A 12,031-nucleotide genomic window follows, 5' to 3' on the forward strand; every position below is an offset into this window, starting at 1 on the left:
CATTTTTAAAAACCAACATTTAGGCCAGCAAAGAATGTTCTTGCTTGTGGATAGAAACCACGATCAACACCATAACTTCCGCCTCCAATTTCAGGATCGTATCCAGTATATTTTGTAAAGGTTACCAAGTTGTTTGCCATCACATAAAATCTTACTTTATCCAAACCTGCTTTTTTGATAAGGTTTTTTGGAAGTGAATATCCAACTTGTAAAGTCTTGATTCTGAAGTAAGATCCACTTTCTAAAAACAGGCTAGATACACGGCTATAGTTTTGATTGGTATCATCTAAAGTAACCCTAGGGATGGTATTACTTGTACCCTCTCCTGTCCATCTGTTTAAAATTGAAGTGGTATAATTTGCGGTTGGCAAATCGAATCTTCTTAGTGCGTTAAAAATTTGGTTACCTGCAACGCCTTGACCTAACACAATCAAATCGAAACCTTTATAGGCCAAATTGAATGTCATACCGTAAGTAAAATCTGGCGTTGGGTTACCGATGATTTCTCTATCATCGTTGTTAATTTGTCCGTCTCCGTTCAAATCAACGAACTTAATGTCACCAGGTTTTGCATTTGGCTGAATTAACGTACCACCTGCATTTTTGTAATTGTTAATTTGTGCTTGATTTTGGAATAAGCCATCGCTTCTGTATCCATAAAATGATCCAATTGCATAGCCAACTTTGGTACGCGTAATTTCAAGCGATTGTGGTGTAACCGTTTGGCCACCCAAGTATTCTTTGTCATCGCCCAAGAAATCGATGTTATTTTTAACAAAAGCACCGTTTGCATTCACTTTTAAAGAGAACTCCCCGAATCTTTTCGTGTAACCCAATTCCAACTCGAAACCTTTGTTTGATAAATCGGCAATATTACCAATTGGCCCAGCGTTACCCACGTAGCCCGGAACTGCAATTTGCAACAACATACCTGTTGTTTTTTTCTTGTACCAATCTGCGGTTAATGTGAAGTTGCCAAAAAGGTTCATATCTACACCAATATCCGTTGATGAAGTTTGTTCCCACTTCAAATCTGGATTTGATAAGGCATCTGGACTTACCCCATTGTTTAAGCCTGCTGAAGTACCTAAAGTATAGTTTCTGCCGCCACTTACGGTTGATAAATATCTGAAATCTCCGATGTTATCATTGCCCACAACTCCATAAGATCCTCTAAATTTAACGAAAGTTACATAGTCGTTTTTAGGAAAGAAATCTTCTCTACTGGCTACCCATCCTACTGATCCAGAAGGGAAGTATCCAAATTTATTATTTGGCCCAAAACGAGATGAACCATCCCTACGAATAATACCTGTAAACAGATATTTCTCATCATAGTTATAGGTTAAACGGGCAAAGGCCGAGTTTAGGGTATTTAAATATTCGCCTCCGTAAAACACATCATTCGCTCTCGAAACTGGAAATTGTAATGAAGCATCTTTAATGTTGGTTACTGGAATTCCCTCTTTGGTTCCACCTTGAGTTTCGCCTCTATTTTTTTGGAATGAATACCCAATTAAACCCGTGAAGTTATGCTTAGCAATTTGCTTGTTGTAACTGATGGTGTTTTCTAAAGAGTAAAACAAACCTCTGTTCGAGTTTCTGTTGTACGACGTAATGGTGGTTTGATTAATCGAGTTTAAGTAATAGATTGGTGTAAAACCTTCACTTCCCCAAAAAGCTAAATCTACACCACCTTGCGATCTAACTTTTAATCCTTTTATAATTTCAGCCTCAACAAATGCGTTAGCCACAACTTTATCCGACCAGCCATTGCCTTGTGCAACCTGTAGTGCAGCAACAGGGTTTAGGATTTCTGATTGTGCGTAAGGAGAAATTCCATAAGGAAAACCTGCTTCGTTTCTTACAACCGGGTTACCGATGTATGGAGCAGCGCCATATTTTGCTGGATCTGTTTCTACAATTGGCGTAATGGGATCAATATTGATCGCTCTATTTAATGGCGAACCGTATTCTGTGTTAGTACCAACACCTACAGAATTTGTACGTGTGTAACCAATGGTTTGGCCAAATTTAATGGCCTTAGTTAATTGATGCTCTGAGTTAAAACGTGCGGTAAATCTTTTATATTGAGAGTTACTTGTAGCTACAATTCCGTCCTGATCAAAATAACCAAAAGAGCTATAGTAAGTAGATTTTTCGTTTCCACCGCTAATGCTCAATTCGTGGTTTTGAATGCGTGCATCATTATTAAAAACCGCAGCTTGCCAATCTGTTCCAACGCCATATTGAGCTGGATTTGGAAATCTTGGTGTAGTTAAGCCAGGTGTTTTGGCATATTCTGCTTCGTTATAAATGGTAGCATACTGCGTTGCGTTTAATAAATCTAGTTTTCTAGATGGCGCCTGAGTACCCAAATAAGTATTATAGTTTACACTCATTCGGCCATTTTTATTTCCTTTTTTAGTGGTGATGATGATTACCCCATTTGCAGCTCTAGCACCGTATATGGCTCCAGATGCAGCATCCTTTAAAACCTCTATCGATTCGATATCGGCTTGATTTAGGTAATCGATTCCACCGCCAACTTGCACACCATCAACAATATACAAAGCTTCGCTATTGTTAATTGAAGTTGTACCACGAATACGCAAGGTTGCACCTTCACCTGGTTGACCAGATGAGGTTGTAATCGTTAAACCCGACGTTCTACCTTGTAAAGATTGTTCCACACGAACAACAGGCATGTTTTCTAAATCAGTTGCTTTAACCTGAGAAATTGCGCCAGTTACCACGCTTTTCTTTTGTGTACCATATCCAATTACAACAGCATCGGCCAATAAGCCTGCTTGCGGTGCCAATTGAATGGTTAATTCTCCTGTAGCAGTTGCTTTTACTTCTTTATTTTCGTAACCGATAAAAGAAACCACGAGTGTTGCGTTATCCTCAACAGTTTTTAAAACGAAAATACCGTTGGCATCCGTTACCGCACCTTGGTTAGATCCTTTTACTTTTACGCTGGCGCCAATCATTGGAGCCCCGTTTTCATCAACCACTTTTCCGCGGATATCAATATAAGCTCTTAACAATAGTGGTGAGCCATCCACAGATTTACGATGAATAATAATGGTGTTGTTTTTTATGGTGTAACCAAGAGGTTGTTCGCTAAAGATTTGTCTTAAAGCCTCTTTAATGTCGGTATTTTTAATGTCGATAGTTACAGGTTTGGCTTCTCTTAAAAGCTCAGTATTGTATAAAAAACTATAGCCAATGCTTTTGTTTAACTTTCGAAAAACTTTAAGTAAGGCTGTATTTTTTTCTGAAAGCGTTACGTTTTGTGCTCGTGCTCCGTAACTGATTTGAAGAAAGGTGGTGATTAATAAGACAAAAGTCAATTTCATAATCAACAATATTTTAAACAGGCGACCCTTAGGTTGGGGCAACCATTCGGTATAAAAATTCATATATTTGGTTATTAGGTTTAGAATAGTTGTATCTCACAATTTTACGATTAGAATAAAGCCTTAATTTTATGGTCGGGAGCGTTGCCGCGCTTCCGATTTTTTTAGTTAAGCTTTATTCCAAAACATCTTTTTAGGATGATTAAAGTATAGGTTTAAGGCATAACTAAAATCCTCCTTTCTTCAATTTTAAAATGAACGTCGCCTGTAGTTTGCAGCGTTTCCAACACCTCATTAACGCTGTTGAAACGAGATATACGACCTCCAAAAAGTTTATTTATTTTCGCTCCGCGGTATTCAATATCTACGTTATACCAACGCGAAATTTTATTCATAATGGTTTCTAAGTTTTCATCATTGAAACTGAAAAAGCCATCTTTCCAAGTTACTGCCTCCTCGGCATCTACATCTTTAATGATAATTGAAGGTGATGATGCACTGATAATAGATTGCTGACCAGGTCTTAATAAATTTGAGGTTGAAGCGCTTGTATTTGCCACCCGAACACTTCCTTCGAGCAGGGTGGTTTTACTTGAAGGCTCATCGCTGTATGCATTAATGTTAAAATGCGTTCCCAGCACCTCTACCTCTTGGTTTCGGTTTGCGCCTAAATTACTCTTAACTTTAAACGGAACACGATTGCCTGCTTTGCTAAGCAACTTGGCTACTTCAAAATAAGCCTCACCTTTCAACTCAACCACTCTACTGCTTTGATTAAAAACTGCGGGATACTTTAAAGATGATTCTGCATTTAACCAAACCCTTGTGCCATCAGGCAAATTAACCTGATACTGTCCTCCACGTGGAGTTTCTATGATGTTAAATAAATTTTGTGTTTTCGAAGTAGATAAGGCAGCAACTGTGTAAATCAGCTCGCCATTTTCTGTTTTGGTAATGTTAATACCAGCCTGTTTTGCAATAATTCCATTGCTGGCATCTGTTAACGAAATCTTTGAACCATCTGCCAGCGTTAATGTTGCCTTATTTCCACCAGGTTTAATGGCTTTAGAGGTGATTTTGCTGAGATTCTCGTCGGCAGGGATTTGTTTTTGAATTTGGTTTTTAATTACAAAGCCAACGAACAAAAGAACCACTGCCGCCGAAGCAACTTTTAACCATAAAGCATATCTTGTTCTTGTTTTTAATTCGGTCTGCTCTTCAATGGCATTCCAGATTTGATTTTTGGCATCAATTAAATCGGCATGATTTAAGTCAGAATCTTTAGTGGAAAGCTCGGCTAAGTGCCACGACTCTACCAATGCTTTTTCTTGCTCAGTACACAGTCCGTCGCTATATTTTTGTAAAAGTTTTTCAACTTCTGCTTTATTCATCACTACAATATATTTGGCTAATTAGATACATGTAGGTTAAGCAAGGGCTAGGTAGTAGAGGGAATGAAAATAATTTTTATTTTTTTTATTTTATCTACTGCATTCAAAAGTTTACCGCCATCTGCATGCTGGTTGAGAAATGCTTTCTCGAACTTTGAGCTGTGGATTTTTAATCCACCCAAAAATTACTTCCAACCCAACATCAAATATTTTTTGGAAATGAACGGCTCGGTGGTTCTTGGCCGATGACAGTCCTGTTTTCCGCTAAATCCCCGATAGAAAAATCGGGGGATACCGCTTATGCTGGTCGAGAAATGTTTTCTCGCCTTTGAGCTGTGGATTTTTAATCCACCTAAAATTTACTTCCAACGCAACATCAAATATTTTTTGGAAATGAGCGGCTCGGTGGTTCTTGGCCGAATACAGCCCTGTTTTCCGCTAAATCCCCGATAGAAAAAATCGGGGGATACCGCTTATGCTGGTCGAGAAATGTTTTCTCGATCTTTGAGCTGTGGATTTTTAATCCACCTAAAATTTACTTCCAACGCAACATCAAATATTTTTTGGAAATGAGCGGCTCGGTGGTTCTTGGCCGAATACAGCCCTGTTTTCCGCTAAATCCCCGATAGAAAAAATCGGGGGATACCGCTTCAACCAGGTTTAAAATTTGCGGTTAAATAAACGCACCATTCGATATGAATCTAATTAAAACGAAATATAACCTTATGCTGGTCGAGAAATGTTTTCTCGATCTTGGAGCTGTGGATTTTTAATCCACCTGAAATTTACTTCCAACGCACATCAAATATTTTTCGGAAATGAACGGCTCGGTGGTTCTTGGCCGATTACGGCCCTGTTTTCCGCTAAATCCCCGATAGAAAAAATCGGGGGATACCGCTCCAATCAGGTTTAAAATTTGCGGTTAAGTAAACGCACCATTCGATATGAATCTAATTAAAATGAAATATAACCTTATGCTGGTCGAGAAATGTTTTCTCGACCTTTGAGCTGTGGATTTTTAATCCACCTAAAATTTACTTCCAACGCAACATCAAGTATTTTTTGGAAATGAACGGATCGGTGGTTCTTGCCCGATTATAGTCCTGTTTTCAAGTGTAGAATTTAGGACTGAGTACATGTATCATTCGAAATGAATCTAATTAAAACGAAATATAACCTTATGCTGGTCGAGAAATGCTTTCTCGACCTTTGAACTGTGGATTTTTAATCCACCTAAAATTTACTTCCAACGCAACATCAAATATTTTTTGGGAATGAAGGGTTCGGTGGTTCTTGGCCAATCTGACACCCACCGGATAGATAAATTGCATTAGGCTAACGTGCTCTTAAGAAATGAAAAAAACTACTGCAAGAATCAAAAAAGAAGTTAATTTCAATCGCAACACTTTGAGTGCATTACTCATTTGTTTTTTAACGGTTTTATCAGACAGGTGAAGTAATTGGGCAATTTCCTTTTGAGACAAATGCTGTTGACGGCTCATTTCAAAAATCTGCCGCATTTTAGGAGGCAATAAGCTCACTTCTTTTTCAATTAAAGAGGCAAATTCCTTTTCCCTGATGTAGTTATCGGTAATACAATCACCGCGATCTACAAATTTTTCAAGCGATTGTAGGTAATTAGACTTGGATTTATTTTTATCCAACCAATCGAAAATTTTATACCGAACAGCAGTGTATAAATAGGCAGATAATTGCGATTTAATTTTAATGTTCGGATTGCTCCAGAGATAAACAAAAACTTCCTGAACAATGTCACGAGCATCTTCCCGATCAGAAACCAACTTGCAGGCGTAAATGTAAAGCAAACCATTAAATCGCTCGTAAATTTCTTCAAAAGCATACCTGTCCCCGTCTTGCATGAGAGAGAAAAGATCGTTATCAGCTAATGATTTATAGGTTGACATTTGGTTAGAATGATTAAACGAATGTAAGAAATAGTTTAAATTAAATCCTAACTAAATTTTAATATAAAAGTAATTTTAAAACGTTTTAAAAACGCGTATAACCCATTTCACACGCCATTGTAAACTTCCAATTTATAATTGGAATATCGGGAAAAGTCGATATACATTTGCATCATGGATCAAGTAGAAGTATTTAAAGCCCTATCTAATAAAACCCGTTTACAAATTTTAAACTGGCTAAAATCGCCAGCCCAGCACTTTCCCGACCAACAAAATGCTGACTTTGAAAATGTGGGGGTTTGCGTTGGGCAGATTCAAATGAAAAGCGGCTTGTCTCAAAGTACCATTTCCGAATACCTTTCCATTTTACAAAGGGCGGAGCTAATTAACTCTACTCGGGTTGGACAATGGACTTATTACAAACGTAATGAGGCAGGCTTTAAAGCACTCGAAAAATTAATTAATCAAGAATTATAAAATAGAATACAATATGAACACAGATAGCTTATTTAAACCCTTTAGTTTAAAAACATTACACACCAAAAATAGAATTGTAATGGCACCAATGACGAGATCTTTCTCTCCAAATGGGATCCCAACCGATGATGTTGCTGCCTATTATGCAAAACGAGCAGAAGGCGAAGTTGGCTTAATTCTATCAGAAGGTACGGTAATTAACAGACCATCTTCTTCTGCAGACCCAAACATTCCGCATTTTTATGGCGAACAGGCTTTAGCCGGATGGAAAAAGGTAATTAATGATGTTCACACAGCAGGCGGCCAAATGGGCCCGCAAATTTGGCATCAAGGCATATCAGCAAACCATGCATCTGGTTGGTTACCAAGCACACCTTTTGAGGGCCCATCAAGCCTAAATAGCCCTGGCTTTGAAAACGGAGTTCCAATGACAGATGTAGCTATTGCAGATACCATTGCGGCATTTGGACAAGCCGCTGCAGATGCAAAAGCGTTAGGGTTTGATACCGTTGAAATTCATGGTGCACACCAATATTTAATTGATCAGTTTTTCTGGGATGCCACAAATAATCGTACCGATATTTACGGTGGTAAAACCTTGGCAGAACGTACCCGTTTCGCTGTTGAGGTAATTAAGGAAGTGCGTAAACGAGTTGGCGAAGATTTCGCTTTGATTATCCGCCTATCTCAATTCAAGCCAGCAGCTTACGACTTTAAATTGGCTAAAAACGAAAATGAGATGGAACAATGGTTAACCCCAATGGCCGAAGCTGGAATCGATATTTTCCACTGCTCGCAACGTCGCTTTTGGGAACCAGAGTTTGAAACATCAGATTTAAACTTTGCAGGTTGGGCTAAAAAATTAACAGGCAAGGCTACAATCTCTGTAGGTTCTGTTGGCTTAGATGGCGATTTCTTCGGCGCCTTTGCGGGACAAAGTTCTCAACCCAGCTCCTTGGATGAATTGGTACACAGAATGGATCGTGGCGATTTTGATCTGGTAGCCGTTGGCAGACCACTTTTAGCCGATCCAAATTGGGTAGAAAAAATTAAAAATAACCGCACAAGCGAGTTAAAGGGTTTCACTAAAGAAGCTTTGGCTGAATTAGTTTAATTTCCTTTATCCAACTACAAGCAGTGCATCGAAATGCCTCCAAAAAAGCTAAACACTTTTAGGGGGCATTTTTTGCTTCCGAGCCCCTTGTTTTACTGGGCGATAAAGTTGACTGAAACCAACCCGTCTGTTAAAATTTCAGCACTCCAATCTGCCAATAATCGTACATTTTCATTAAATTGTCCTCAGAAAAGCAATCCCAAAATCATGTCGAATATTAAACTTATTATCGAAGAAAGACCTGCAAATATTGGCAATTTTATGGTGGGTAGATTGTTGCCCTTCCGCGAAAAAAGAATGGTTGGTCCTTTCGCTTTTATCGATCACATGGGGCCAGCAGCAATGAAAGATCATCAAAACCTCGATGTACCTCCCCACCCACACATTGGGCTTTCTACCCTAACCTTTTTATTTGAAGGCGAGATAACGCATAAAGACAGCCTAGGTTCTGATGTCGTTATCAAACCCGGTCAAGTAAATTGGATGACTTCTGGAAGCGGCATCGTGCATTCAGAACGAACACCAGATTACCTTCGCCATACTGATAAAATGCTACATGGCTTGCAGATTTGGGTGGCACTTCCAAAAAATCTCGAGCAAATGGATCCTTCATTTTTTCATGCCGATGAAGCAGAAATTCCGAGTTGGACCGAGAATGACGTAAATTTTAAACTCATGGCTGGTGAGGCTTTTGGCCGAAAATCGCCAGTTCCGGTTTATAGCCCCTTATATTTTCTAGAGTTAAAAAGCACCAATCGACAAAAAATTAACATAGGCAATAATCTTTTCGGGGAAAGTGCATTGTACATTTTGGAGGGCGCGATTGAAAGCGACGGTCATTTATACGAACCCAAATTAATTTTAATTGCAAATGACGCAAGGCTTTGTGAATTTACCATGCACGAGAACACAACCATTTATATTTTTGGTGGCGATGCCTTTCCAGAAGAGCGATTTATTTATTGGAATTTTGTTGCATCCGATAGAGTATTAATCGAAAATGCGAAGACCAAATGGCTAGAGCAAACTTTTAAACCCGTTCCTGGAGAAACTGATTTTGTGCCGCTACCAAATCAAAATGCACCTAAGCATTAAAACTAGCTTACTTTCAGTTCTTCTTAAACAAATTTATATTCAACGAAACAGCTAGCCCTGTAGATGACAATTTCGAGTTTCCATAACCAATATCAGTTAACGGAATTTTCATAAATGGCCTTGCGCTAATGCTTAGGTTGTTGTTTATCTTGTGCTGAAACTCTATTCCAACATTTGCGATGCCTAAATAATGCTGGTTTTGATTTTTCACCTCATAATCTAACGGCTTCTGATATTCATCTGCGTAGGTATAACTGTATTTTTCTTTCAGCATTAAATAACTGGATAATCCTGTACTTACCGTAATTGAATTTCTATTATTATCAAATACTTTATAATTTACGTTTAAAGGAACATCAATTACATCGCAGTTTGCATGTACATTGGTTGGATTTTCCTTAAAAACGTAGCTAGAATTGGGTCTGTATAAGCTAAAATCAGAATCGTAAATCTTTTTTGCATAGCCTGCGCCCGATGTTATGCTTAGTCTTTTGGTTAAGAATAAGGTTAACTCTGCACCTAAACTTGCACTTAAATTACTTTTGCCTGATGCTTGTACGCTGGTAAGATCTGGTGCAGCCAATATACTTAACACCAATCTCGGTTTAGTTTTGGAAACAGGATCAAATGCCTTATCAATCCTAGTGCGCTTAATATTTGTTACCAGCACTTGATTTTTAAACTGAACAGGATTAACTGAGGAAAGTAAAATCGAATTGTAGGACAAGCTGGCCAATGAACTTCCAGATTTAATCTCAGTCGATAATGCTAATTCATCCTCATTTAGAGTTTTGTTAAAATCTTTACCAAAAGCTGGCTGAGGGTTCAAATTGGATATACCCTCAACGCCAAAGGGGGCTAAATTTTGTTTTTCAGCAATGCTTGTATTCTTTACCGAATCATTTGCCTGCCCTCCCGAGTCTTTTGGATTTGAAGGATTAATTTTTTCACGATCAGCAGTTTTCTTACCCTTAACCTCAACCACAAGCTTTTGCTTGCCATGATCATCATCATTTCGCATAATGAAGAATACAACAATGATCATTGCAGCAACACCAGCTACTGCCGCAAACCAAATTGGTGCCATCCTTCTTTTTGTATTGGGATGGAGTTTTTGTTCTAGATCCTCCCAATCCAAATCATTAAAAGGAATATTTGGACTTCCCAGTCCCTCCTTAAATAATTTATCTATATCTCTTCCCGCTCTCATTACATATTGGGGTTTAATCTAACCTGAATAAAATTCTGGTCGGTTTCTGTTGGCGATGTCCTCACCAAATAAGTTTTCTGATCAATTGCTTTTAACATTTCCTGTAACTTCTGTCGAGCCTTAAATAAATTAGACTTCGATGTGCCGATGGATATTTTCAACATTTCACCGATCTCTTCGTGCGTGTATCCATCAATTGCATACAGGTTAAACACTGTTCTGTATGCAGGGCTTAAATTTTGAACCAATGCGAGTAAATCATGATAGGCCAGCTGATCGTAAACAGAACTTTCGTGTGCAACATTGTCGTGGTCGTTCACATCAGCATGATCGGCAAACTTTAGGTTAGCTCGATAATAATCAATGGCTGTATTGGTTACAATCCGACCTAACCATGGCAAAAACGCCTTGGTAGATTCGTATTTAGAGATGTTTTTGAAAGCTTTAAAAAATGCATCATTTAAAATCCCAGCAGCATCCAACCGATTATTCGCATAGCGTAAACAAATGCCCATAGCAAAGCTATAGAAATGCTTATAGAGTGCCTTTTGACTCCCTCGTTCATTTCTAATACAGCCCTGAATATGCTTTTCTACAATATGTTCACTATCGCGATTAGTGGTCACTAGTTCTCCTTTCAAAACACATTACGGTAAGGTTAAAATAAAGGTTGCCTAAGATTTGTTTATTTGTTTGGTTTTAACTGATGGGAACCTTCTGATAAAAATTTTAAAGCCAAGCAACCCTTAACATACTGCCTGCGTAATACAAACAATAATAGATTAACGATTACAAAAAATTTATACTAATCTACTTAAAAGAAACCGAATGGCAATAAGGCGTAATACTTTGATATTTAACGCTTTTAGGAGAAAAAGATATTAGAATCTGTAGGATAGGAACCAATGCGAAATGCTTCAACAACATTTACAGTTGAGGACTAAGCAGCATAATAACAAAAAGGTTGAGTTAGGCGGGTAGAGAAGTCGGTTGGTTTTAGCCAGCCGGCTTTTTTTAAACTTCTAAAAGGGCTTGTCTAATTTTTTCGGCTGCTTCAGCCAATTCTTCATCAGTAGGTTTTAATTTTTCCTTACTAAAATTCATATCACTCACGTTATTCATGGGTATTAGGTGAATGTGTGCATGTGGCACCTCTAAGCCAATTACTGAAACACCCACTTTTTTACAAGGAAAAGCCACTTTTAAGCCTTTAGCCACAATTTTAGCAAACATCCAAAGACCTACATACAAATCTTCTTCCATATCGAAGATGTAGTCATTTTCAATTTTGGGGATTACCAAAACATGTCCGGCGGTTAATGGTTGTACATCTAAAAAAGCTAAATATTCAACGGTTTCAGCCACAACATGCGCGCTAATTTCTCCTGCAACAATTTTCGAAAATATAGTCATTTGAGGTGTATGAGTTTAAGGCGAAAGGTTTTAAATTGTTTTGT

The 12,031-nt window shown here is 38.2% G+C and carries 9 protein-coding genes; 3 read left to right on the plus strand and 6 right to left on the minus strand.

What is annotated here, in order from left to right:
- Window positions 1-5: 5 nt before the first annotated feature.
- From DHW03_RS08180 to DHW03_RS08190, 3 genes are all read right to left on the minus strand, one after another.
- Window positions 6-3,362 (minus strand): TonB-dependent receptor, encoded by a 3,357-nt coding sequence (locus DHW03_RS08180; protein WP_240618495.1) that lies wholly within the window; start codon window positions 3,360-3,362, stop codon window positions 6-8.
- A gap of 215 nt (window positions 3,363-3,577) precedes the next feature.
- Complete coding sequence (locus DHW03_RS08185; protein WP_109925267.1) at window positions 3,578-4,753, minus strand: FecR family protein; 1,176 nt, start codon at window positions 4,751-4,753, stop codon at window positions 3,578-3,580.
- Between the two features lie 1,346 nt (window positions 4,754-6,099).
- The gene (locus DHW03_RS08190) at window positions 6,100-6,678 is read right to left on the minus strand and encodes an RNA polymerase sigma factor (RefSeq protein WP_109925268.1); all 579 of its coding nucleotides are present in this window, start codon (window positions 6,676-6,678) and stop codon (window positions 6,100-6,102) included.
- A 174-nt stretch (window positions 6,679-6,852) separates the two neighbouring features.
- On the opposite strand from DHW03_RS08190, the gene DHW03_RS08195 reads away from it, so the two are divergent.
- The 3 genes from DHW03_RS08195 (at window position 6,853) to DHW03_RS08205 (ending at window position 9,364) form a co-directional block, all read left to right on the plus strand.
- Window positions 6,853-7,155, plus strand: a complete 303-nt coding sequence (locus DHW03_RS08195) for an ArsR/SmtB family transcription factor (protein ID WP_109925269.1) — start codon at window positions 6,853-6,855, stop codon at window positions 7,153-7,155.
- Between the two features lie 13 nt (window positions 7,156-7,168).
- The gene (locus DHW03_RS08200; RefSeq protein ID WP_109925270.1) at window positions 7,169-8,269 is read left to right on the plus strand and encodes an NADH:flavin oxidoreductase; all 1,101 of its coding nucleotides are present in this window, start codon (window positions 7,169-7,171) and stop codon (window positions 8,267-8,269) included.
- Between the two features lie 207 nt (window positions 8,270-8,476).
- A complete protein-coding gene (locus DHW03_RS08205) occupies window positions 8,477-9,364 on the plus strand; it encodes a pirin family protein (RefSeq protein ID WP_109925990.1) in 888 nt (295 codons plus the stop codon).
- Window positions 9,365-9,377: 13 nt separating this feature from the next.
- On the opposite strand, the gene DHW03_RS08210 is transcribed toward DHW03_RS08205, so the two are convergent.
- From DHW03_RS08210 to DHW03_RS08220, 3 genes are all read right to left on the minus strand, one after another.
- Window positions 9,378-10,574 (minus strand): hypothetical protein, encoded by a 1,197-nt coding sequence (locus DHW03_RS08210; protein WP_109925271.1) that lies wholly within the window; start codon window positions 10,572-10,574, stop codon window positions 9,378-9,380.
- On the minus strand, window positions 10,574-11,215 hold the full coding sequence (locus tag DHW03_RS08215) for an RNA polymerase sigma factor (protein ID WP_240618496.1): 642 nt from the start codon (window positions 11,213-11,215) through the stop codon (window positions 10,574-10,576). Before DHW03_RS08215 ends, DHW03_RS08210 begins: the two co-directional genes overlap by 1 nt.
- A gap of 373 nt (window positions 11,216-11,588) precedes the next feature.
- Window positions 11,589-11,987, minus strand: coding sequence for an HIT family protein (locus DHW03_RS08220; protein ID WP_109925273.1), 399 nt, complete (start codon window positions 11,985-11,987; stop codon window positions 11,589-11,591).
- Window positions 11,988-12,031 lie beyond the last annotated feature (44 nt).

The organism is Pedobacter yonginensis, from assembly GCF_003173595.1.
Classification (GTDB): Bacteria; Bacteroidota; Bacteroidia; order Sphingobacteriales; family Sphingobacteriaceae; genus Pedobacter; species Pedobacter yonginense.

Excerpts from the sequence above, each read along its gene's own strand:
- DHW03_RS08210 (WP_109925271.1), bottom strand. The coding sequence starts at position 10,574 with ATGAGAGCGGGAAGAGATATAGATAAATTATTTAAGGAGGGACTGGGA.
- DHW03_RS08205 (WP_109925990.1), top strand. The coding sequence starts at position 8,477 with ATGTCGAATATTAAACTTATTATCGAAGAAAGACCTGCAAATATTGGC.
- DHW03_RS08220 (WP_109925273.1), bottom strand. The coding sequence starts at position 11,987 with ATGACTATATTTTCGAAAATTGTTGCAGGAGAAATTAGCGCGCATGTT.
- DHW03_RS08180 (WP_240618495.1), bottom strand. The coding sequence starts at position 3,362 with ATGAAATTGACTTTTGTCTTATTAATCACCACCTTTCTTCAAATCAGT.
- DHW03_RS08185 (WP_109925267.1), bottom strand. The coding sequence starts at position 4,753 with ATGAATAAAGCAGAAGTTGAAAAACTTTTACAAAAATATAGCGACGGA.
- DHW03_RS08190 (WP_109925268.1), bottom strand. The coding sequence starts at position 6,678 with ATGTCAACCTATAAATCATTAGCTGATAACGATCTTTTCTCTCTCATG.
- DHW03_RS08195 (WP_109925269.1), top strand. The coding sequence starts at position 6,853 with ATGGATCAAGTAGAAGTATTTAAAGCCCTATCTAATAAAACCCGTTTA.
- DHW03_RS08200 (WP_109925270.1), top strand. The coding sequence starts at position 7,169 with ATGAACACAGATAGCTTATTTAAACCCTTTAGTTTAAAAACATTACAC.